Origin of the sequence: Pseudomonas sp. S11P7, from assembly GCF_023195435.1 — a bacterium.
GTDB lineage: Bacteria > Pseudomonadota > Gammaproteobacteria > Pseudomonadales > Pseudomonadaceae > Aquipseudomonas > Aquipseudomonas fluorescens_G.
Window position 1 is genome coordinate 2384984 of sequence record NZ_JALPKS020000002.1, and the last position, 22653, is coordinate 2407636.

Genomic DNA, 22653 nt, shown 5'->3' on the forward strand with positions numbered 1-22653 from the left:
TCGGCAGCATTCTGTGCCACGCTTTCGGCGGTGGAACTCATTTCGGTAATGGCGGTGACGGTCTGATCGGTTTCCGAGGCGTGGCGCAGCAGGATTTGGCCGGTGTGCGCCGAAGTACGCTGCAAGTCGTCGAGGCTGGAAGCCATGGCGCCGGTGGCCTGGGTCACTTCGCTGATCATGTTTTGCAGGTAGGCGATAAACGTGTTGACCGAATGGCCAATGGCACCGAGTTCGTCCTCGGCGCGAATGGTGATGCGGCGAGTCAGGTCGGCATCGCCGCTGGAGAGCAAGTCGATGTTGGCTTTCAAGGCTTTCATGCGCTGCACCAACTGGCGAATCGCGTAGACCTGCAACAACACCAGCAGGATGACCAGCGGAATCTGCAGCATGCTCAAGGTGCTGAGGACGTCGTCACGCTGGGCGGTGAGCATTTTCGTCGGCAGGGCGGTGGCGAGGAACCACGGCGTGCCCTCAATCGGGCGCATGAAGAACGTGCTGTCTTCACCGTTGTTATCGAATTCGCTGCGCTGCGCCTGGTCGCGGTTCTGCAGACCCGCTTTAACCTGAGCGGCGAAGGTCGAGGTCGCAGCCAATTCACTGATGTTCTTCAGCACGATCGGACCGCTGATGCGCGAACTGTTGCTGATGATCTTGCCGTCGGCTTCAACAATCAGCATTTCGGCGTTGAGGTCTTTTTCCTTGCGCGCCACCAGATCGTTGAAGAAACCCAGGGTCACGTCAATGGTCGACACGCCCCAGGCGCTGCCGTTTTTCTGAATCGCCATGGCGCAGTTGGTGCGTGGCTCGGCGCTGGCATCGTCTTTATAGGCTGCCGCCCAGGCGCACTGGCCGCGGGGTGTGGCCATGCCGCCCTTGTGCCAGCTCTGGTCGTAGTAGTTGGGGGCGGCGTCGCTGTTCCAGAACGTGTTGACGGCAAGTTTGCCCGAGGCATCGCGGTGCCAGAATGTGCTGAACTTGTTGCGCCCGGCTTCACGCTGGCCCGGCAGTGGCCAGATCCCGCCGCCAAACACCTTCAACTCGCCGTACTGATCGACCAGCCCCGGCAGCACGGCATCGATGGCGGCGCTGTCGAGCAATGGAATGGTCTGGGTGATGCTGCGCTGTTGCGCCTGCACCTTGTTCAACTCGCCCTGAATCTGCTCGGCGACTTCAGCGATGCGGTTGAGCACGACCTGTTCTTCGGTTTCCCGCAGTTTGGGAGCGACCAGTTGGCTGATGCCGACCACCGTCAATACCGATAGCAGCAGGATGAACAGAACCAGAAACAGCGTATAGCGAGCCTGAATGGTGCGGAATGCGGGCATGGAGACCGGTCCTTGAGCAGCGATTCTTGTTAGGGGGCAGGGTTGCGACAGTGAGGGTATTGAAAGCGTATCGTCGTTCTCCGGCGAAGCTTGAGGTACTTGCGTGCTAATAATCGCAACGCCGATGTCCGGTCGGTATCAGGCGGGATACATTGCGCCGAACCAGTACCCGCCTCAGTTCGAAAATCGTCTGGACGTGACAATGCGATGACAGCTCTGGCACGCGCCCTGCGGGTTGTTTGGCTTTTGTATCGTGAATGTACGAGAATTGTAAAAAAGTGCAGAAAGAGGTTGGTGCCATCAGTTCGCCCGCCGATACTCGCGCCCACTGAAAGTATTCAAAACGGACATTTCATGGTCATTTCGCAGGGAGACATTTCATGACAATCGGTATTGTCGGCGGCTGGGAAAGCAAGGCGGGGGTGATGGTGCGCGACACTGGCGCCAAGAAACAGGTGGCCCAGAGCGTCAAAGTGCAGCAGATGCTCACGCTGGTCGGCAACGATCCCAACGCGATCAATACCGCCGAAATGGACAAGCAAGGATTGCGCAAGGCGATCAAAGGCTTCGATCCAGCGAATGTTTCGGTCAAACAAATGGGCAATCTGAGTGAAATGCTGCGTAGCCGCGGGCTGATCTCGGAAATCACTTCCTTCACCCTGATGAACGCAGGCGACAAGTTTGATCGTTTCGGCGTGACCAAAGATGTCGATGCCAAATTCAACGCGCTGGAATATTTTGCCACCCAGCTCGATGCCATCCAGACCAATGGCCTGAATGGCAACGCCTACGGCAAAAACCTGATTCCTGAGTTCAAGAAAGCCATTTACGTCTTGCAGAACCTCAAGACCTACGGCGAAGGCAACGTTGCCAAACCGGTCGACCAGGGTGTCAAGGCCAAGGCGTGAAAGCCGGCAGTGGTCGCCCGCTCATGTTCGAGCGGGCAGTGTGCTTAAAGCGCTGACGTCGCCTGCGTAGCGCGCGGAGCGATGTGCTGTTGAGCGTGGTCATGCAAACGCTGGATGTGCGGGCAATGCAGCTCAAGCGTTCGCGCGCGGTAGCCCCGGTGAAACAGTGCCAGCCATCCTGCACAGCGTTCATTAGGGGCAATCCCGGTGAAAATGAAACCCAGCGCCGCGAGGCTTTCGGTGGCGCCGGCAAAACCGCTGGCGAGCCTGAGCCTGATCGAAATCATCCATTGCCGGGGCAGCTGACGCAGTTGTTTCAGCAGGCTGCCATCAAGCTTTTTCAGAATCACGTCGTAACGCCCGGAATAATGCTCGATATGCATGGGGGGCCAACCCACGGCGGCTCTTTGTCCTGCGTCCCGTAAATTGCGCACAAGCGCTCCATGAAGTCGCGACAGCTGTGTGGCCACGGTAGAACCGGCAGCGGACGACAATAGCCATCGATGGCGGCAAAGCCGACCACGACCGACTCCGGCAGGGGCTCGCCGAACGGTGAAGGCACGTAATCCAGTAATAGTCCGGTACTGCAAAAACCGAGGCGCTCGGCCATCCGTTGCGTGTAGGGATGTTGTGTCACCTGTTTGATGGTCACGCCCTGGCAACCCAGTGCCTGTGCATGGATCAACAGACGTCCGCCCAACTGCGTGGCGATGTTCTGCCCGCGTCCGGACGGGTGTACCACGCTTAACGCCAGTTCCGCCGTGGGCGAACCGGTGTTTCGACACAAACTGGCATGCCCGAGCAGTTTTTTGTCCGAGTGCGCCAGCAGCGAGTGCCAGCGACCGTCGCCGTGGTTCTGGTTGATCATCAACGGCAGATACACGTGCGGCTGAACGTAGTGGTCACCATAGATTTCGCGAAACAGCCGGCTGACGGCACCCGCGTCGCTGCGGCGATAGCTGCGTAACGTCACGTTGTCCATGGGCGTTGCTCCGGTCGGGTTTGGTCATAAACACGCAGATCAACGACCCGTTGATGCTTGCCGGAACGCGGATGGCGCGCGAGTTGCTCGGCGGTGCAGCAGATGACCTGCACTTCAAACAATCCCTCTGCGCCCAGTTGCGTGATCAGCGGATACTGGTCGATGAGTTCGCTGTGCAATGCTGCGCTGGCTTGTGCGGTTGCTGACATTCGCACATCCGCCAGCCACTTGAGGCTCACAACATCGACACTCGCCGATTGGCTGATACTCAGTTGCCAGTCTTCGCTGCCGGTGGTGCGCTGGACCATCCGCTCAATGTCGTCAATCAACAAGGTCAGACTGCCGACACGGACACGCTGGCTGCTGCCACTGCGGCCCATCAAGGCAAACTTGCGCATTGCGGCCGTGGCCGGTTCGCGCCAGCAGGCAAGGTCGCCGACCGGGTAACGAATCAGCGGCATCAGCCGACGGGTGAGGTTGGTCACGACCAGCCGCCCGATGCGCTCACACTCATCGATGACTTCACCGGTGTGCTCATCGACAATTTCCAGCAGGCTGTGGCCTGGCAGCATGCGGTGTTCGCCCAGGGCGCAGTCGCGGGTCGAGGCGCCGATGAATCCGGCGTCGACACTGGCGTAGCCGATGGATGCAATCCGCGCGTTGGGGAATACCCCTTGCAGCCGTTGCACTTGCCCGGCGAACAGGCTTTCGCCGCCGTAAAGTACGGTCTCTACCTCAGCGAGCTGTTGCGCCTGGCGCTCAAGTTCACTGGCGAACGTCAACAATTGCGCAGGGACACCGGCCAGTACGTTGATTCGATACTGACGGATCGCACCAACGAGGACCGCAGGATCGACATCGCCGGTGAAGGGGTACTCGATGACGCCCGCGCTTTCATGCGCCAACGCGTCGTGGATAAAAACGAAACTGGCATACAGATCGCCGACGAAGAACAGGTTGGCCAGCCGATCGCCCCGATTGAGCTGTTGGCCGAGCTGGCTGCCGAAATCGCGGACCAGCGCCTGCCATTCTTCGCGGGTATAAACGGAAAGCTTACCGGCGCCGGTGCTGCCTCCCGTTTTGAATACCAGGGCGCGTTCGACCGCCGAGGTCAGCACCGGCCAGTCTTCAAGAGACTGGCTGGCGTGCCAATATTGTTGAGGATCGACGACGGGCAATTGATCGAACCGGGTGTTTTGCTCTGTAACGTGTTGCCAGTGCGCGGCGTAATACGCTGACCGTTCGCGGGCAAACGCCAGCAACGGGTCGAGTTCAGGTGTTGTGTTCATTCAGGTCTCTTTATTATTCAGGCCATGATGATCGCGACCGCTAGCGGCGCGCGTCGATCAGCAGCGGGGTCTTTCCGCTGTGGTTATTTCGGCGAAACTGCTCTGGGGCGCAGCGTTGCGCCGTCACCGTGAGCAGCCCGGTACGCTGCAGGGTGTGCAGCGTGGCGTAGTGTTGCAGTCGCTCGTGGACGTCAGCCGGTTCGCGCGGGCTGCGTATCAGCAAGCGTTCCAGGCCGTCAGCGGCTTGATCGAGGTGCAATTGAAACGGCGCCTGCAAGTGCCGGGCGAGCTCTTCCAGGCAAATGAAATCCGTGCCGATGCGCAGCAGGCGGCCGTGCCGTTGCAGCAGTTCGAAGCGCGGCGAGCCCAGGCCGCACGCGCAGTTGCCGGGCAGCCAGCGACCGGTATCTCCGACCTCATAACGCTGCACGCGCTGTCCCTCGCGTGCTTTGGAGGTAAACAGCAAACGGCCGACCTCATCGCCGATCACCGGCACGTCGGCGTCCAGCGCAACGATTTCCAGTTGCTGGATCGCCTCCATCAGATGGAACACGCCGTCGCCGGTCGCCGCGCAGGCATGCCCGAAGGGGCCGGCATCGACGCTGCCGTAGACCGCCGAGCGAATGCAGGTCACGCCACAAGCCTGCAACAGTTCACGGCATTGCTCACTGACGTGCTCACCGCCGAGGAAGACTTTTTCGATCGCGCCATACCCGCGCAGGCGCTGTTCTTCGTTGAGAAACAGTCGATGCACCGTGCTGGGCATGCCGATCAGCACAGTGACGTTCTGTTCGATGATCACCTGCGCAATGTCGCTGTAGTCATCGTCCGCTGGCGCCCCCATGGGCAGGTGGCTGGCGCCCAGCAATTCGAGCACCTTGGCGAAACTGAAGAAACCACCGTACAGACCGCCACTGAAGAACAGGTTCATGACCTTGTCGTGGCGCGGATCGAGACCTGCCGCAAACAGACCGTCGGCCGTCGCGCGCATCTGCTGATGAAAGTCGCGGTAACTGAAGCCCGACAGCGCCGGGGTGCCGCTGCTGCCGCCGGAGCGGAAAAACAGTTGCGCAGCAGCGCCCGGCGGCGTTGCGAGGAAGGTGTTTTTATCAGTGATTGGCAAACCCGCCAGGGCGAGGGTGTGCGGGGCCGGATCGAGATTCATCTGGCGGGGGAGATGCGTCGGCATGACGCTGACCGACACACGCCGACTGAGGCGTTGCAGTGCGTAGACACCGTCGTGGGGCTCGCCTGCATAACCGTCATGAATCGCATCGATCGGCGCAATTCGACTGACCCCTGCGGCAATCAGCTCGCGCGCCAGCTCGCCGAGCTGCGTTTCATCGCAGATCAGTGCGCAGCTCTGCAAGACGTTGCGCCATGGCAACAGATGCTCGCTCAACTGCTGACGCGGCAGGGGGTTGAGGCGCAAGGTGCGAAACAGCGGGGAGGGCGCAAGCGCCTGATCATGAGTCCAGATCACTCGCCATCCCGGCGCGCTCCAAACGCGACCGATCGCTGCAGAAAAGCTTTGGCTCAGCCGCGCCATCATTGCCTGGGTGCTGATTTCACTGGCTTCCTGAATCGTCGGCAATAGCGCCGGCCAGCGTTCGGCGCGGCGCTCGAACGCCTCGGCAAGGTCTGTGCCGATTGCTTCGAGCACGGCCGGGTCATCGCTGTCGACCAGCAGCCATTGCGGACTGGAGCAAGCCTGCTGGTCCAGTCGACACACCTCATCGACCAGCGCATCGAGGGTCTGTGGTGAAGCGGCGTCCGGCGTCAGGTAGGCGAAACTGATGCGATGGCCCCAGTCGATCCAGCGACAACCGGGCGGCAGTTGCTCGCGGATGGCCCGCAGCGCAGTTTCGCCGCCCCAGGCCGATACGCCATTGGCCCATTGGCACAACTGACCGATCTGCGCCGTTGCGACCGGCAGCACCGCCACATAATCTCGCAACTGCCCGCTCGCGTCGCTGTGCACAAGGGCGTGCAGCACGGTTGCCGTCAGACCTTGATCGCTGCTGCTCGGCCGCAGCCAGTTGATGTTGCCGGCCAGCAGGCTTTCGATGATCGCGCAACAGGCCAGCAGTGGTGCATTGGCCGGCGTGACGTGAACCACCAGGCCCAAAGGGCACCAGCGTTCGAAATGCGCTTGCCGATAGTCAATGCGTCGCAGCGACTCGGGCTGTTCGCCCAGTTCGCGGCCAAGCTTGTGTTGCAGTGCTTCAGGCCGACAGAAATCAATCAGTGCCAAGCGCTGTTCATCATCGAGTGGCAGCGCTGGCGTAGCGCTATGTAATTGCCGTGCGAACTGTGCGACCGCGGCGAGCACGGTTGTGCTCTCCAGCGGGGTGCGCAGCTGTTGCGGCAAGCGCTGGTGCAAACGCTCGAGGGCATCGTTCAGATCGCAGTCGGCTGTGAGTTGTCCGTTGATCAGGTACATGTCAGTGCCTCCCCAACAGTTCGGATGCCGCCATGGCGCAACTTCTGCCGGCGGTAGTACTTGCGCGGCCATGCAGTTCGAACCAGTCGCTGGTCAGGCCACAGCTGCAGCTCGACCCGGGGTGCAAGGTCGCCAGATCACTCATCACCACCGCGTGCGCCGGACTTGAGGAAATGTAGGGCGACACGAATCCCAGCAGTCCTTGCTGACCGTAAGGCTGAACGGAAAAATCCTCCGGTTTGCGCACGATGGCTTTGGCGTAAACCGGAACATGGAAATGGTGATGTGCGCACTCGATGTAAGGCACCGCGTGCTCGACCGCGCCGTAACCGTCTCGACAGCGTGACGTTTCGATACCCAGCTGTTCGCTGATGCGCGTGTACAGTTGCAGTTTCGGGATTTCCTCACTGGCGCGGGTTTTCCAGCCACCGCCGAAAAACACCAGTGACTGCTCCGGCAATTTCAGTGCGGGCATCCCGGTCGTCTGCATGTGTTGCAGAACCTGCCAGAGAAACGCCGGAAAACCGAAAATCCGCACGGGCAGACCTTCTTCAGCGAACGCCTGCAGAGCCGCGATGACCCCGAACAGGTCGAACTGATGGCCTTGGCCGTTGCTGCGTAACGCATAGGTCAGCCGATTGACGGGCGCGAAGCGGCAGAGGAACTGGTCGGTGAACGATGTTCCCAGCGTGATGACGCCATGCGGCTCGTAACTGAGCAGCAGATAATTGCAGGGCGTATCGGCGGAATGCCAACCGTAGTGGTTGAAAATCCGCTCGACCATCCATTGCGCGCGTGACAGGCTGCGCGGGTCGTAGCGCATACGGCTTTTTTGCCCGCTGGTGCCGGACGAAGTCAGCTCCAGGGCGTTTTCTGCGGATGGGCTTAGCAGCAACTGTTGCTTGAAGAAGTTGGCGAGAATGGGCGGCAGTCGCGACCAGTCATCGAGATCGTCGAGGTCCTTGACATCAAGGTGGTTGGCTTTCAGCCAGTTTTCGTAGCCCGGTGTGTGCTGGCAGTGAAAACGACTGAGTTCGCTCATGGCGCGATCGAACAGACCGGCAGGCACGCAATCCTGGCGATAGGGCTGTGGCAACGCGCAAAGCGCATCGCAGGCGGGTAACGTAATCATTTCAATATTCCTTTATTGATCAGTAGCTGAGGCGGGGGCGCGGCTTGTCAACAAGACTTGCAACAGAGGCAGGCACATCAATCCGCTGAAGGCGGCGCAGAGCGCAAAGAGTTCAAGGCGTGCGCCACCGCCGACAGTTGCAATCCGCCCGCCGCCGAGGCCCATCACCGCAATGGACAACATGCCGACTGACGCCGACACCAGGCCTTTGCTGTCATCGCTGGCAAACAACGCCAGCCGATACAGCGCCGCATTGCTCATGCCCAGCCCCACTGCGTACACCGACAGACTGGCGACCACGGTCGCGAGTCCGGCGCCGGACAGGGCCCAGCCAATCAACGCCAGAAGGCCGCCGCAAAACGGCCAGAGCGCCAGGCAGACGAGCCGTGGCAGTGAGCAGGTGGGCAGTAGACGATCAAGAATCAGGTTGCCGACGATCACCGCACTGAAGATCGGGATCTGCCACAGGGCATATTGCACAGGCGTCAGTCCCAGCAGGTGTATCAGCAGCAGCGGGGCCAAGCCGATCCAGGCAATCAACGGCAGACTCATCAGTCCCAGCGCCAGGCTTGCGGCGAGAAAATGCCGATTACCCAGCAGTGCGCAATAGCGCTGGCAGGTCTGCCGCCAGGAAAAGCGAATCGGCACTTGTCGATGGCCGTCGCGACGGGTGACACCGATTGTTTCGGGCATCCAGAGGAACAACCCCAGCCAGACCAGTGATGCAGCTAAACCCAGAACCAGAAACAGTTCGCGCCATGACAGCCATTGCAGTAGCACGACGCCCAGCAGCGGCCCGAGCAACGGTGACAGCAGGGCGATATTGCCCAGCAGAGCCATCAATCGCACCGCATCGGCCTCGCAGAAGACTTCCTGAAGCGCTGGGTAACTGACCGCGACAACAAACCCGATGCCCATGCCTTGCAATAGCCGCAGCAGATTGAACGCGGCAATGCTCTGGCTGAGAAATGCCGCCGCGCAGGCTGCCGCGAACAGGGCGCAGCCGATCAGCAGAAGGCGTCGTCGCCCCCATTGATCCGATAGCGGCCCGATCAGCCATTGCAAGCAGACACCGCCGAGCAGATAGAGGTTGAACGCATGGGGAACATGGCGCGCATCCGCCTGCAAATCTGTTGTCACGCTGAGCATCGCCGGCATGATCAGATCGCTGGCCATGTACGTCAGTAGTTCAAAGGCACTGATTGCCAGGCAGAAGCCAAGCACCTGTCGCGGCCTTATGGATATAAGCGTTCGCTGCATAAACGTCCCTGTTGGTTAATCGAAGAAGTTGCCAAAGACTAAGTTGCGGGGACTCGCGCAACCTATTGCTTTGCTGCCACATGAAATTTCAAATGCTTGCAACTTGTTTAATGCGCTGTTGATTTTGCTTAACAGAAACAGCAAAGCCCGCAATGGGCGGGCTTTGTTGAGAATGAGGCGGGCCAGTGAGGTTCAGCCTCGGTCAGTTTTTCGAGAGTGTGGAGGGGGCAGCAATCCTGTTCTAACGATGTTGGTAATAACCAGGGCCTCCTTGGTAATAACGGTGATGATTGCCATGCCCGTGGGGAAAAATGATGCAGCCACTGAGCGTTAGCAGGGCCAGAACGGGAATCAACCAGGTGATGCGACGCAGCATTTGAAAAATCCTCAGGGTTACGCCGCCAGCAAGCCAAAACTCCTGCGCGGCTGTAACATGGGACTCCGTTTGCTGCGGCGCATTCCGCAAACACGGTAGGTGCATGGCATGCAATTGGATACAAACCGGATACATATCAGAGTTACAGGAAGCCGCAATGACCCAGAAACAACGCTTGATTTATTCGATTCTGATCGCCTTGTCGGTCCTGGCGATCATGCTGGGCCTGTCGTGGCTGCAAAACGCCGGGATGATCACCGAGAAAACCTTTCAGTTCGTCGCCATTGGCGTGGCGGTGATCGTCGTGGTGATCAATGGCGTGATGCGCCGCAAGGTCAAGCCTTGACGGCGATGGTCGCCGGCTTCAAGAGTGATTGAGAACGGCCGCAGCCTGTGGATGCAGGCTGTAGCTTTGTCTTCATTGAAGGTGATCACGCCTTCGGCACACAAGCGTTTGAGCACTTCGCGCACACTGAGAAAGGACAGCGGAATATCCAGATCCAGCAAGTGGCTATGGACACCGCGCACACCCAGACGTCGCTCGCTTTGGGCTGCGACCAGCAGGGCGTCGATGACTTTCAGGCGGATCAGGCTGGTGCGCAGACCGAAACTCTTGAGCAACAAGCGGATGCGTTCGTTGCCGTGTCGCTCGCCGCGTTGGCCGAGATCGCTCGCGTGTGGGCTCATGGAAATTCCTTGGGGGGCCTGGCTACCGTCCGTTGGTAGTTGCGAGTTGTACATGCGCTTACTCCTTTTCAGGGCCTGATCGGGAATGGGTTTTTTTGCTCTCTCAGAACTAGACGTATGAGCTTGGCGAATCATGAAAGAAAAGATGTGGAAAATTTGTTGGCCCGATGTTTTTTTCTTGTGATTTTTGGGGGGCGTGGCGGCTTCTGGGCCGACCGTGCTTTGGTTGTTTTGGGTGAATATCCGTTGCTTCGGGTGCTGCTGCTGGCGGTTTCGCCCTTACGGCGAGTCCCTTTTTCAGACGCCAAAAAGGAACCAAAAGGCTTTGCTCCTGCGTTCGGCCCTCGCAGGCTCGGGTTCCTTCGCTCCGGGATTGATCCGGGCGCAGCGGCTACGGTTTGCTGCGCTGCACCTCCTTCCGCTGTGTACGACTGCGTCGTACGGTCGCTGCGCTCCCACGCCCGGATCGGTCCCTGCGCTCAGCCTTCCGATGTCGCTGGTTAGGCAAGATCAAGATCAAGGGCACTCGAGCTAACGCTCATTGTTGAGTGGTTAGAAGCGGGGGTGGCTGGGGATTGGTGGTGTGGCTGCCCCTCACCCCAGCCCTCTCCCGAGGGAGAGGGAGCCGATTTTTGGGCCGTTCAAAATTTGCATTCGACTCGGTATCTCCGGTGACGTACCTCGCCCAACCACTGCGGTCAGTCCCCTCTCCCTTTGGGAGAGGGCTAGGGTGAGGGGCTTTTGATTTTTATCGGTAAATTTTCTCCTCCTGTTTCGTTTCTTCGACAGGCTCATTGCGCGTGGACGCGTGGGTATTTGCAGGGTGGGTCTTTTGAGTGTGTTGATGCTCGATCCGCTCTTTGGCATGTCGATCAGGAGCGAGCGTGATTATTTCCAGACAGTTGACCGGGCTGGCTTTGGCTGGCGTGTGGCTGGGCTTGAGCTGTTCAGCCCATGCGTTGAGTCCGGCCGGCGGGGCCAGTGCCGATATTCGCCGGACCGCTTTTGGTGTGCCGCATATTCGTGCGCAGGACGAGCGTGGGCTCGGGTTCGGCATTGGTTATGCGTATGCGCAGGACAATCTGTGTCTGCTGGCCAATGAGATCGTTACGGTCAATGGCCAGCGTTCGCGGTTTTTCGGGCCGGATCAGTTCACGGTCGAGCAGCGCGAGAACCGTGTCAGCGACGTGTTTTTCACCTGGTTGAATACGCCGCAGGCGGTTGACAGGTTCTGGCAGGCGCAACCGCTGCCGGTGCGAGATCTGGTTGAAGGTTATGCCGCAGGCTACAACCGCTACCTGGCCGAACGCCGCCAGCAGGGTTTGCCGCAGCAATGTCAGGGTGAGTGGGTGCGGGATATCGCGGCGCAGGATCTGGTCAAGCTCACCCGGCGGTTGCTGGTCGAGGGCGGGGTCGGGCAGTTTGCCGAAGCGTTGGCCGGCGCCACGGCGCCGCAAGCGACAGCGGCGATCCGTCAAGATGCGCAGGCTTACCGTCTGGCCGATGCCCGTCAGCAACGTTTTGCCCTTGACCGCGGCAGCAACGCCGTGGCCGTGGGCAGTGAACGCTCGTTCAACGGGCGCGGCATGCTGTTGGCCAACCCGCATTTTCCGTGGGTCGGCGGCATGCGGTTTTATCAGATGCACCTGACCATTCCCGGCAAACTCGACGTCATGGGCGCGGCGCTGCCGGGGCTGCCGATCATCAATATTGGTTTCAACCAGCATCTGGCCTGGACGCACACGGTCGATTCGTCGAAACATTTCACGCTGTACCGCCTGCAACTCGACCCGAAAGATTCGACGCGTTACCTGCTCGACGGCCGGTCAGTGCCGATGGACAAGCAGACCGTGACCGTGCAGGTCAGGCAGGCTGACGGTCAGGTAGTGCCCGTCAGCAAGGACGTGTACAGCTCGCAGTTCGGGCCGATTGTGCAGTGGCCGGGCAAGCTCGATTGGGACCATCAGTACGCCTATAGCCTGCGCGACGCCAACCTCGATAACGATCGCGTGCTGAAACAATGGTACGCCATGAATCAGGCGACCACGCTGCAACAGTTGCAGGATTCGGTGCACACGATTCAGGGCATCCCGTGGGTCAATACCCTGGCTGTCGATGACAAGGGCCAGACGCTGTACATGAATCTGTCGGTGGTGCCCAACGTCAACGCCGAGAAACTGGCCAGGTGCAGCGATCCCCGAGTCGGCACGCAAATGATCGTGCTCGACGGCTCGAACAGCGCCTGCGCCTGGGACATCGATCCGAACGCTGCGCAGAAGGGGATTTATGCAGCGAGCCAGTTGCCGCAACTGCTGCGCAAGGACTTCGTTCAGCATTCCAACGACTCGGCGTGGCTGGCCAACCCGGCACAACCGCTCAGCGGTTTTTCGCCGCTGATCAGTCAGGACGGTCAACCGTTGGGCTTGCGTTCGCGTTTCGCCCTCGATCGCCTGGGCACGCTGAGCAAAAAAGGCCCGCTGGCGGTCAAGGATCTGCAGCAGATGGTGATGGATGATCAGGTGTATCTGGCAACACAGGTGATGCCGGATCTGCTGAAGTTCTGTGGCGCTGACCTCGGCGCCGATGCAAAGGCGCTGAAACCGGTGTGTGCCAGCCTCAAGGCCTGGGACGGCCGGGCGAACCTGGAGGCAGGTGTGGGTCTGGTCCATTTCCAGAACATCATGCAGGCCTTGCAGTCTGAGCCGGGTGTGTGGCGTATCGGCTTCGATCCGCAGGATGCGCAACATACGCCGCGCGGTCTGGCGGTCGAGCAGCCGGCGGTGGCCAAGGCACTGCGCGAGGCGATGCTGGCGTCGCTGGAGTCGAGCCGGAAAATGGGCCTGACGTCGCACACGCGCTGGGGGGACATCCAGGTGGTCAGCAGCGGTGGGTGGCAGACGCCGATACATGGCGGGCCGGGTACGCTGGGCATCTACAACGCGATTCAGAGCGTGCCCCGTGAAGACGGCAAACTCGAAGTGGTCAGCGGCACCAGCTATCTGCAAGTGGTGAGCTTCGATGACAAGGGGCCGCACGCTCAAGGGCTGTTGGCGTTCTCGTTGTCGAGCGATCCGGCCTCGAAGTACTCGCGGGATCAGACTGAGGCGTTTTCGAAGAAACAATGGAGTGCATTGCCGTTCACTGAACAGCAGATTCAGGCTGACCCACACTATCAGGTGCAGACTGTTCGCGAGGCGCTGGACCAGACGGGGAAGGTGGCGGCCCAGTAAACCCGAGCGTAACAGCGCGGCAAATGGAGGCCGTATTCCGCAAGGGATACGGCCTTTTCAGCTTTTGGGCGGTTGTTGTGGAATCGAGTTGATCACCGGGTTGCCTTGCTTGTTGCGCGTCAGGTAGACGGGCAGCACTTTGGGCAGGCTGTCGGGCAGGTTGTTCAGCGCTTTGATGTTGTAGATGCCACCCACGCGCATCGAGCCGGTTCGCGTGTCCGCCAGCTCCAGGGGTTTGCTCAGATAGCGGTTGATCAGGGGCAATGCTTCGCTCAATGCGAGGTTATCCAGTACCAGTTTGCCGTCGCGCCAGGTCAGCGAAGTGTCGCTGGCGTAGGTCTGGCTGATCTGCGGCATGTAGTCGCCGTGCTGGTAACGCGCCTGCATCGATGGGCCGAGGCGCAAGCCGTCACCCGGCAATGCGCGATTGCTGGTCACCAGCACCGAACCTTCGACGAGGTTCACGCGCACCTGATCCTGATACATCCAGACATTGAAGCGCGTACCGGTGACGCGAATCTCGCCTTCGCCTGCGCGCACTACAAACGGGTGCGATGCATCGTGGCTGACCGAAAAGAACGCCTCGCCCTGTTTGAGGGTAACGCGCCGCTCATTTTTGTAGTTACTGAAGGTCAGGTCGGTGTTCAGGTTCAGTTCCAACTGGCTGCCATCACTTAGTGTGACCTGGCGGATCTCCCCAGTAGCGGAAAAATGCTGATAGCTGTTGGGCAGCCAGCCCAGATTCCAGCCCGAATACGCCGCCAGCGGCAACGCGAGGGCACAGACACCTGCGGCTATCGCCCATTGGCGCCAGGGGCGTGAAGAGTGTGCCGCAGGCATGACCGGCGCCGGTGCCGTGCGCGGCAGGTCTGCGGCCACGTCCCAGATTTCCAGCATGGCTTCGTACTCGAACGCATGCAGCGGGTGCGCGTCGTGCCATTGCTGGAAGGCGCGCCGCTCGTCGGCCGTGCAATCGGCGGCGTGCACGCGCATGCACCAATGCGCGGCGGCATCGGTGATCGCATCGTATTCGGCTTCCGAGAGGGTGTCTTGGGTCATGGACTCGTCCTGATTTCGCACATTCTAACCTTGTGGGGAAGTGGCCGAGAACTGCCGTCATGGCATTTACCCATCAAAGTGGAACTTATTTTTCGCTCAGGCACCCAAAAAACAGGACGCCAATGACCACTATCCATAAATGGAGTGAAAAAATGATCAAACAGACATTTGCCGCATTGATTGCCTCGGCCGCCTTGCTCAGCACGGGTGCAGCACTGGCTGATAAACCGGGTGCGGGGTGGATTACCATTGAAAAGGCCCTCGAGATCGCCAAGACCAAAGCAGGCTACGTCGAAGTCTACGAGATCGGCGCCGACAATGACGGGTACTGGGAAGGTGAAGGGCGCAAGGCCGATGGAGTTGTCTACGAGTTCCGCATCGACGGCGCGTCGGGCAATGTGTTGCGCGATCAGAAAGACTGACCTTCGTCGATGCGACTCGATGCTTGAAAAACAGCGCAGGCCTTGAAGCCTGCGCTTTTTTACGCCTCTGGCGCCAGCGGCAGCACGCCGGACTGGCTTGACGTTGGTGCGGGTAACGGGATCGGCGTCGGTAACGGGTCCAGTTGTCGTCCCATTTCGCTGATCAGCAAGGCGATCGAGTCGGCGTTGGCCAACATGACCTCAACTCTTGCATCCTCAGAAACTCTACTGCGAAAGGCTTTGCGCGCATCAGCGAGGTTTTTGGTCTTGGTCAGTGCAAGGAGTCTGTCCAGGGTCTTGACTTGCTTGGGTATCTTGTCGAGGTCGACCCAATTGCCATTGGCGTCCATATCCAGAAACAGCTGTGCGGACGCCGTGGAACGGGAAAAGCTGTTTCGGTAGCGCTCCACGCTGTCTTTGCGCAGCTGTCCTGCCGCCGTGCTTGTATTGATCAAATCTGGAAATGGCGCAATTGCTTCCACCGAACCGAAGTCCTCGGCTTTGAACAGCAAGTGCGACAGCTCATGGATCAATGTGACCGCGCGAGCGTGCGAATCTACGTTGAACCGCGCAGGCAGGAAAGCCGTGTAAGCATCCATGTCCGGATTGAAGAACAGTTCGGTCAGGTGAATGATCTTGCGTTTATCCTCGTTGAAAACGAAGGCAACCGTGTTGTCGCCGAACCGTGCATTCAGGCCGGCAAAAAAACGCTCGGTGTAGAGCAGGTCATCTTTGGGATCGGTCAACTCCTGGCAAACCGGAATAATCACCCCTTCGATTTTTTTCAGCAGGGCTGGCGTCACCTGCGAGACCTGAAAAACATCCTTGAACACGCGCTCCAGCCGTGTGCCATGCAGATGGTTGCGATGAATCACGTAGTTATGCAGGCAATTGAGCGCGTAGGTGCGTGCGCGCACGACCGCTTGCTGTATGACGAACGCGCGAGCGGGATAGCGCTTGCTGATTTTCGCCATTCCCTTGGCCTGGATATACATCATATAGGCGCGGCTGCGTTCGACTTCGGCTTGCTCGCGGTTGCGTTGTATCGATCGGCAGCGATGGACGGGCTTGCCGGCAGGAGCAAAGACCAGTCTGTCGTTCTTTTGCTCGAGCTCCGGTCCTTGCCCGTCTTCCTTGTGGTGCAAGTACCAGGTTGTTCCGGATTGATTGACCGGGTAGACCTTGCCGGCGATCGCCGCGTATTTCTGCGTGCCGGCAGCGTTCCGGTACACCAGTTTGTTGGCTTCAAGGGAGAGGTCTTCCAGCGCGGTGCTGGTTTCAAACGACTGCAAATGAATCCGGGAAGGTGTCACGGCAGGGACTTTATTCCAGCGGGGCGCGGCGGTGACCGTCGTTTTACTGGAGGTCTGCGGCGTCGGTGTCACGGACGCGGCGGCAAACTCTGCGGTAGATTCCTCCGCCTCGGTTTCCCATGACAGCTGGCCGAGACTGAACAGGGAAATCGCCCCGCTGATAAAACTCTTTAACGCGTTTGACCAATGGTGCTGCTGCAAGTCTTCGGCGGAGTCCTTGAAGTCAATGTAGCTTTGCCACAGAAAAAACAATGAGGCGAGCTTGCCCGGCAACAAATGAGGGACCAGTTGCACACCGTGGCTGAACAGGAATTTCGCGGTTTCCCAATCGGATTGCGCATCGATTTTCGCCTGGCAACCGAGCAATCGTGACAGCAGGCTGAGGGTGTCCTTGTGCAGCCGCTCCAGCAGATTGCCGCCGATGGGCTTGCTCTGCAGGGTGATCTCGCTGGTTGTGCCGAGAGTGGTCTGCAGCAGGTGGGTGAACACCGCTTGTTGTCCGGACGGCAAGCGGCGGATCAGCAGATCCTGAAAATACCCAGGCGAGTTCAGCGCTTCGATCAACTGCGCCTGATCTTCAAACTCACGAAAGACGAAGCGTGAGTAGGGCGCGTAGAGCACCTGTGGGCCTGTCTGTCCGGCACCGGGTCCGATGACATACAGGCCGAGTGTGTCAATGGCGTCAGCCCCTGGGGTCTTGATCAAGGACAACGGGCCGACGATGGCGTGCGCCTGCGCCACGGTGGCACGTGCGATTGCGTCGGGCATGTCCAGAACCTGACAGATCAAGTCGTAGCCCGCCTCGGACAATTGTTGCTGCAGTTTTAGCGAATGTGCGTGCTGCATCAACTGCCAGGGTAACTGGCGCAGAAAGCGTTCTTTACTGGCGCGCGCCGACGCTGTGTCAGCGGTCAGTGCGTCGCTGACCTTGCGTGTGTAGGTGGTGGTGATGTCCAGCGATTGCAGCAGTTGCTCGACGGCCGACTGATCGAACTTCGCCGGTAACGGTGTGGCGCTGAGCGAAGCGACCTTGAACCCGGTCCCTTGGCCGACGTTGTAATGGCGCAAGGCGAAATCGAGCAGATGGCAGGCGGGGCCGGCCAGGCTGAGGTTTGGCGTGATCTGAATATCCTCGGGCTTGAGCCCGTTGTCGGGAAATCTGGCGTCAAGCAAGGTCTTGAGCGTTTGTTCGATGTGCGTGGACAAGGCCGGCACCTCGTCAAGAAAGTCCTTGCCATCGATAAAACTGCAACGCAGCTGATCGAGCAAAGCAATGTGCATGCGCTGCTCTGCGACCGGAGCCATCTGTAACCAATCGGGATAGTCCAGTTGACGGGCCAGAGCCTCGGCCAATTCGATGGCTCGATCGAGGTTGGTATTGATCAGCGTATGTTTCATCTGATCGAGGAAACGTTCGAGCGTGTCCTTGTCGGTGATGCACCGGCGCAATGTCTGGCAATGGTCAAGGAAGTGCTCAATGGCCGAGCGCATGCGATCGCTTGCCACACTGCCGTCAATCAACTGGAAGCTGCCGAGCGTGCAGGTTTCGTCCAGCTTCTGCTGGGCGATTGGCAGGTTTTCCAGCAGCGACTGGCACTGGTTTTTGTCGTCGAGGCGGTCCTGCAGGTTTTTTTGCGCCAGGGCGATATCGTCGAATGTCTCCAGGCCGATCGCCGGCGTCCATAGGATCGCGCGCCCGGAATGCGCAATATCCAGACCGCCGCGTTCGGTCAACAATACGCAGTGGGCGAGTGCCATGGTGGTCTGGTCGGACCCGGTAAGGGTGAGCGACCAGGCATCGGGACGGAAACCGTTGAGCGATTGGCGCTCCGTTCGGTTCGGGTGTCGGGCGTCGAACACCGTGTCGACGATGGCGCGCTCAGATGCCAGCCACATGCCGCTGAGCTGGTTGATATGAGCCTCGGCGCGAACACCGTCTTCGAACGCCTTCGCCAGTTTCCACAGAATGCCTCGCAGAAAGCGCCCTTGTTCGGTGGTGTCGCTTGGCTGATCGCGGAAATTGCTGCTGAGGTTTTCCTTCTCGCGTTCGAGTTTCAATGCCAGTTGCGCCGCCTTGTCAGCCTGCACCACCGAAGCAGGCGGTGTGCTGGAAAACAGCGGGCGGGTGCTCCAGCGCTCATTCACGTCCAGCTTGAGCAGGCGCTCATGAAGCATCGAGCGGATATCCAGCGCTTTGTCGAACAGCGCATGAATGTCGGTGGAGGATTCGCTCTGGCGAAAACACAGCAGGGCGAATTCGACGTTCTGGCGTTGCTTGGTCAGGATCGCTTCGAACAGCGTCGCGATGATATCGCCGCCGATGTGTTCGCCAGATACCTGAGGGTCGACGAAACCCAGATAGCGGTCACGTTCTTCAAGACTCATGAGGCCGTATAGCTCGTCTTCATGACCGCTGGCGTCGAGCTTGGCGGTCAACGTTTGTTTGAGGTCGGCGTAATCGCCAAGCACTTGCAGGCCTTGGGTGGGCGTATAGAGGTAGGCCTTGTCGTGGTTGATCATCAATGAACCGGCCAATTCGACCGAGGCCGTTTCCCTGCGCAAACACACCGTTTCGAAAGTGGGTCGACGCACAGCGGTGTCCGACTCACGGATCACACTGTGCAAGGCATCGAACTCTTTGGGTTCGAGGATGTTTGTTTCGCGCTTGATGATCAGGTCAGCTCGTGCGAGGTCTTTGAGCGTCTGGCGCAAGAATGCGCGTCTTGGCGAGCCTTCGAAGGAGGGCGCATTCCAGTAAGCCTCCAGGTGTCGAAACAGCAGCATGGTCAGCTTTCCCGACGCGGATTTGAGCGCGTCTGCCCAGGCTTTCTGGTCGTTCTCGTCACTGGCGCGGGCGGGGTGCGAGAATTCGGCTGACTGACCACGCGGCCAGCCCTGACGGCGAAAATGCACCAGCAGCGCTTCACTCAACGACAGTGAATGTGTCCGCTGGCGGCGATTGCCGGCAGTGGCGACGCTTGAGGAAAACAGGCTGACGCGGGTCTGCGCCTGTTGCAGCCCGGCAAAATGCGAGGCCAGCAGCTCGGCGAGAATCTTGTCCAGCAGCGTCGTCAGGGATGGCAGGCGTTTGAGTTCATCGAGCACATCGCGAATGCAAGTATTGCGGGCGTCGTCGATTGCGGATTGCTGGTCGATGAAAATGTCGCCGTCGATGGTTTCGCGAGTAAAGGTGATATCGCGTTTCTCCACCAACTCCTTGCGCAGAGACACGCTGATGAAGGCCAGCAGATCATCGTGTTCATCTGCCTCGTCGAGCCGCGTTTGCAAGGCCTCGGACAGCGCGTCTTCATCGCTGTATTTTTTCAGGCCGTCATAAGGCGTATAGAGAAACACGCCGCCGTCATCCGGACCGGCGCTCAGGATAAAGCTCCCGGCCAGGGGGACGGCCAATTGCTTGTCGGCGTTGAGCAGAATGCGTTCAGCGAGCATCGGGGGCGTCTGTTCCTTGCGCAGGGCGTGTGTCGCCAACTGCACATGGGCAAGCCAATCGAAGTCTTTGCTGTTCAAGCCGTGCGTTTTGCCAAGCTCGGCATGCAGACCGGTGGATTGCAGAATGTCGGGAAAAAGCAGGGGGCGGTGGTGCTGGACATCGTCAGAGCTCCAAGCGGAAGCCGTGGGCAGGGACCTCACGATAAGTCCGCCACTCGACGCATTGGCGGTACAGGGTTACCGCACCCACCGCGTTGAAACCTGCCACGCACGTGCGCGCGTCATCGCTGAATCAGCCAAGGGTTGACAGCCGACCGCTGCGCCATGGTTAATCGCTGGGCAAGTCGTCCGTACGCTGTTGTTCCCTCCAATAATCATTCTGGAGCTTCAGATGTCTGCGCCACACGATCATGTGTCTTCCGCTGTCTCGTCGTCGTTGTCGCTCGAAGCGCTGACGCAATTGCTTGAAACGATTTTTTTGCGCCACGGCACCTCCGTTGACGTCGCCCGGGTGCTCGCCGCCAACTGTGCAGCGGCCGAGCGCGACGGCGCGCACAGTCATGGCGTGTTCAGGATTCCCGGATACGTGTCGACGCTGAAAAGCGGCTGGGTCAATGGCCACGCCGTGCCCGAAGTTGAAGACGTCGCCGCCGGGTTCGTTCGCGTTGACGCCGGCAACGGTTTCGCCCAGCCCGCATTGGCAGCGGCGCGCCCGTTGCTGGTGGAAAAGGCCCGCCACGCCGGGATCGCCGTATTGGCAATCCGTAACTCGCACCACTTCGCCGCGTTGTGGCCGGATGTCGAGCCCTTCGCCGATGAAGGGCTGGTGTCGCTCAGCGTGGTCAACAGCATGACTTGCGTCGTGCCCCACGGCGCCGACCGTCCACTGTTCGGCACCAACCCGATCGCCTTCGCCGCCCCACGCGCCGGCGCCGCCCCCATCGTCTTCGACCTGGCCACCAGCGCCATCGCCCACGGCGACGTGCAAATCGCCGCCCGCAAAGGCGAACGCCTGCCGGCCGGCACGGGCGTCGACAGCCTCGGCCAACCGACCCAGGACCCCAAGGCCATCCTCGAAGGCGGCGCGCTCCTGCCATTCGGCGGCCACAAAGGCTCGGCACTGTCGATGATGGTCGAACTGCTGGCAGCGGCACTGACTGGCGGCAACTTCTCCTTCGAATTCGACTGGTCCAACCACCCCGGCGCGAAAACCCCGTGGACCGGCCAGTTGCTCATCGTCATCGACCCCAGCAAAGCCGCCGGCCAAAGCTTCGCCGAACGCAGCGGCGAACTGGTCCGCCAGATGCACAGCGTCGGCCTCAAACGCCTGCCGGGCGACCGCCGCCACTGGCAGCGCAGCCGCTCCCTCGCCGAAGGTATTGCGCTGGATGCCCAGACGCTGGAGCAATTGCGGGAATTGGCCGGAGAGTAAGCCAGGATCAAAAGCCCCTCACCCTAGCCCTCTCCCGGAGGGAGAGGGGACTGACCGCGGTGATTGGAAGACGTACGCCAACATGCAATACCGAGTTGTACACACAATTTGAAAAGCCCAAAGATCGGCTCCCTCTCCAAGGGGAGAGGGCTGGGGTGAGGGGCAGCCACACCACAAATCCAAAGCCAAACGCCCCGCTTCCAACCACTCCTTACAATGAGCGCAGCTCGAGTGCCCTTGATCTTGCCTAACCGGCCCCATCGGCAGGCTGAGTGGAGGGATCGATCCGGGCGTGGGAGCGCAGCGACCGTACGACGCAGTCGTACACAGCGGAAGGAGGTGCAGCGAAGCAAACCGTAGCCGCTGCGCCCGGATCGGTCCCGGAGCGAAGGAACCCGAGCCTGCGAGGGCCGAACGCAGGGGCCCAGCGTTTTGGTTACTTTTGGGCGTCTGCAAAAGTGACCCGCTGTAAGAGCGGAACCGCCAGCCGCCACACCCAAAAAAACGGATATACACCCAAAAACCCCAAGAGCCTGGTCGGCCCAGAGGCCGCCAAGTCAAAAACCAAACCCAAAAAAAAGCGAACCCAAAGGTCCGCTTTTTCCCAAATCAAAAAACCTCAACGTCGACCCAGCAACAACCCGACCACCAACCCGAACCCCGCCGAAATCGCCACCGTCTGCCAGGGATGACCACCAATATAAGTCTCGGTCGCCTCGACCGCCGGCTTGGTCCGATCCCGCACACTCGACACCGAATCCAGCGCCTGCTGCAATTTAAGAGCGATTTGACCACGCAGCGTCTCCGCTTCCTCGCCCACCAGCGATGCACTGCTCTTGAGCAGCTTGTCCGATTCTTCAATCAGCGCCTGAAGTTCGCTGAACGCCTGATCCTTGATTTGCTCTTCAGCGGCTTGCGCAGCAGATTTGCGGGCCATGGGTGACTCCTTGCAGATGAATGGACAGTGAGCAATGGAGTATGGCGCAACGTAAAAAGTTGCACGCTACGCTCGCCAAAAGAAAAACCTGCGCCAGAGATTTCGGCCGAGCGTGTAAGATGTTGCCATTTTACGCAGCAGGATAAATCCCCATGAGTTTCAATCTGGCCGACAAATCACTCGCAGAGCGCGCTGCGCTGGAAGATGAGAAATCCCGTCTGTTCGAACTCTGGCAGAACAATCTGGGCAAAGCCAAAGGCGAAGCCGCGCGGTTGTTCGGCGAGCGCGCCAAGCGCAAGGGCAAATGGGCCGAGTGGGTCCGCGCGGAACTGGACGGCATGTCGCCGCCCGAATTCGCCAACATGGTGCGCAGTGAAGTCAATCGCCTGATGGCCGCGAACAAGTAAC

15 protein-coding genes and 2 pseudogenes are annotated in these 22653 nt (G+C 59.8%); 6 read left to right on the top strand and 11 right to left on the bottom strand.

The genetic code is table 11. From position 1 onward, the window contains the following. Positions 1-194 precede the first annotated feature (194 nt). Positions 195-1325, bottom strand: a pseudogene (locus M0746_RS29445) (HAMP domain-containing protein); the annotation flags it as partial. A 380-nt stretch (positions 1326-1705) separates the two neighbouring features. Between M0746_RS29445 and M0746_RS11150 the strand changes: the two are divergent. Then, positions 1706-2233: a hypothetical protein gene (locus tag M0746_RS11150; RefSeq protein ID WP_208937389.1), complete on the top strand. Its 528-nt coding sequence runs from the start codon at positions 1706-1708 to the stop codon at positions 2231-2233. Between the two features lie 44 nt (positions 2234-2277). Here M0746_RS11150 and M0746_RS29205 read toward each other — a convergent pair whose 3' ends face one another. Genes M0746_RS29205 through M0746_RS11175 form a run of 6 tightly spaced genes read right to left on the bottom strand, consistent with a single transcriptional unit; the run spans position 2278 to position 9339 of the window. Then, positions 2278-2616 (bottom strand): hypothetical protein, encoded by a 339-nt coding sequence (locus M0746_RS29205; RefSeq protein ID WP_342454986.1) that lies wholly within the window; start codon positions 2614-2616, stop codon positions 2278-2280. Further along, the gene (locus M0746_RS11155; RefSeq protein WP_342454866.1) at positions 2580-3215 is read right to left on the bottom strand and encodes a GNAT family N-acetyltransferase; all 636 of its coding nucleotides are present in this window, start codon (positions 3213-3215) and stop codon (positions 2580-2582) included. Before M0746_RS11155 ends, M0746_RS29205 begins: the two co-directional genes overlap by 37 nt. Continuing rightward, on the bottom strand, positions 3203-4504 hold the full coding sequence (locus M0746_RS11160; RefSeq protein WP_258449209.1) for an AMP-binding protein: 1302 nt from the start codon (positions 4502-4504) through the stop codon (positions 3203-3205). The genes M0746_RS11155 and M0746_RS11160 overlap by 13 nt, the downstream gene beginning before the upstream one ends. A 40-nt stretch (positions 4505-4544) precedes the next feature. Continuing rightward, positions 4545-6947 carry an acyl-CoA reductase gene (locus M0746_RS11165; protein ID WP_258449210.1) on the bottom strand — a complete coding sequence of 801 codons (2403 nt, stop codon included), beginning with the start codon at positions 6945-6947 and terminating at the stop codon, positions 4545-4547. A gap of 1 nt (position 6948) precedes the next feature. After that, a complete protein-coding gene (locus tag M0746_RS11170) occupies positions 6949-8079 on the bottom strand; it encodes a LuxE/PaaK family acyltransferase (RefSeq protein WP_258449211.1) in 1131 nt (376 codons plus the stop codon). A gap of 12 nt (positions 8080-8091) precedes the next feature. Then, positions 8092-9339, bottom strand: coding sequence for an MFS transporter (locus M0746_RS11175; RefSeq protein WP_258449212.1), 1248 nt, complete (start codon positions 9337-9339; stop codon positions 8092-8094). A gap of 533 nt (positions 9340-9872) precedes the next feature. Between M0746_RS11175 and M0746_RS11180 the strand changes: the two genes are divergently transcribed. After that, positions 9873-10061, top strand: a complete 189-nt coding sequence (locus M0746_RS11180; RefSeq protein WP_208937395.1) for a hypothetical protein — start codon at positions 9873-9875, stop codon at positions 10059-10061. 18 nt (positions 10062-10079) lie between these two features. On the opposite strand, the pseudogene M0746_RS11185 reads toward M0746_RS11180, so the two are convergent. After that, positions 10080-10456, bottom strand: a pseudogene (locus M0746_RS11185) (fe2+ zn2+ uptake regulation protein). 830 nt (positions 10457-11286) lie between these two features. Here M0746_RS11185 and pvdQ point away from each other — a divergent pair. Beyond that, positions 11287-13632, top strand: a complete 2346-nt coding sequence (pvdQ, locus tag M0746_RS11190; protein ID WP_258449213.1) for a bifunctional acylase PvdQ — start codon at positions 11287-11289, stop codon at positions 13630-13632. A 57-nt stretch (positions 13633-13689) separates the two neighbouring features. Here pvdQ and M0746_RS11195 read toward each other — a convergent pair whose 3' ends face one another. After that, positions 13690-14691, bottom strand: coding sequence for a FecR family protein (locus M0746_RS11195; RefSeq protein ID WP_258449214.1), 1002 nt, complete (start codon positions 14689-14691; stop codon positions 13690-13692). A gap of 152 nt (positions 14692-14843) precedes the next feature. Between M0746_RS11195 and M0746_RS11200 the strand changes: the two genes are divergently transcribed. Continuing rightward, positions 14844-15113, top strand: coding sequence for a PepSY domain-containing protein (locus tag M0746_RS11200; RefSeq protein ID WP_208937399.1), 270 nt, complete (start codon positions 14844-14846; stop codon positions 15111-15113). A 59-nt stretch (positions 15114-15172) separates the two neighbouring features. Here M0746_RS11200 and M0746_RS11205 read toward each other — a convergent pair whose 3' ends face one another. Beyond that, on the bottom strand, positions 15173-19954 hold the full coding sequence (locus M0746_RS11205) for a dermonecrotic toxin domain-containing protein (RefSeq protein ID WP_258449215.1): 4782 nt from the start codon (positions 19952-19954) through the stop codon (positions 15173-15175). A gap of 313 nt (positions 19955-20267) precedes the next feature. Between M0746_RS11205 and M0746_RS11210 the strand changes: the two genes are divergently transcribed. Further along, a complete protein-coding gene (locus tag M0746_RS11210; protein WP_258449216.1) occupies positions 20268-21308 on the top strand; it encodes an Ldh family oxidoreductase in 1041 nt (346 codons plus the stop codon). Positions 21309-21927: 619 nt separating this feature from the next. Here the strand turns inward: M0746_RS11210 and M0746_RS11215 are convergent. Next, complete coding sequence (locus M0746_RS11215) at positions 21928-22245, bottom strand: DUF883 family protein (protein WP_208937402.1); 318 nt, start codon at positions 22243-22245, stop codon at positions 21928-21930. Positions 22246-22397: 152 nt separating this feature from the next. Here M0746_RS11215 and M0746_RS11220 point away from each other — a divergent pair, with 152 nt between their 5' ends. Beyond that, positions 22398-22652: a hypothetical protein gene (locus M0746_RS11220; protein ID WP_038363082.1), complete on the top strand. Its 255-nt coding sequence runs from the start codon at positions 22398-22400 to the stop codon at positions 22650-22652. The last annotated feature ends 1 nt before the right edge of the window (position 22653 follow it).

Coding starts and splice junctions, on each gene's coding strand:
- M0746_RS29205 (WP_342454986.1), bottom strand. CDS start 2,616: ATGCATATCGAGCATTATTCCGGGCGTTACGACGTGATTCTGAAAAAG.
- M0746_RS11150 (WP_208937389.1), top strand. CDS start 1,706: ATGACAATCGGTATTGTCGGCGGCTGGGAAAGCAAGGCGGGGGTGATG.
- M0746_RS11200 (WP_208937399.1), top strand. CDS start 14,844: ATGATCAAACAGACATTTGCCGCATTGATTGCCTCGGCCGCCTTGCTC.
- M0746_RS11165 (WP_258449210.1), bottom strand. CDS start 6,947: ATGTACCTGATCAACGGACAACTCACAGCCGACTGCGATCTGAACGAT.
- M0746_RS11170 (WP_258449211.1), bottom strand. CDS start 8,079: ATGATTACGTTACCCGCCTGCGATGCGCTTTGCGCGTTGCCACAGCCC.
- M0746_RS11220 (WP_038363082.1), top strand. CDS start 22,398: ATGAGTTTCAATCTGGCCGACAAATCACTCGCAGAGCGCGCTGCGCTG.
- M0746_RS11195 (WP_258449214.1), bottom strand. CDS start 14,691: ATGACCCAAGACACCCTCTCGGAAGCCGAATACGATGCGATCACCGAT.
- M0746_RS11160 (WP_258449209.1), bottom strand. CDS start 4,504: ATGAACACAACACCTGAACTCGACCCGTTGCTGGCGTTTGCCCGCGAA.
- M0746_RS11175 (WP_258449212.1), bottom strand. CDS start 9,339: ATGCAGCGAACGCTTATATCCATAAGGCCGCGACAGGTGCTTGGCTTC.
- M0746_RS11155 (WP_342454866.1), bottom strand. CDS start 3,215: ATGGACAACGTGACGTTACGCAGCTATCGCCGCAGCGACGCGGGTGCC.
- M0746_RS11180 (WP_208937395.1), top strand. CDS start 9,873: ATGACCCAGAAACAACGCTTGATTTATTCGATTCTGATCGCCTTGTCG.
- M0746_RS11210 (WP_258449216.1), top strand. CDS start 20,268: ATGTCTGCGCCACACGATCATGTGTCTTCCGCTGTCTCGTCGTCGTTG.
- M0746_RS11215 (WP_208937402.1), bottom strand. CDS start 22,245: ATGGCCCGCAAATCTGCTGCGCAAGCCGCTGAAGAGCAAATCAAGGAT.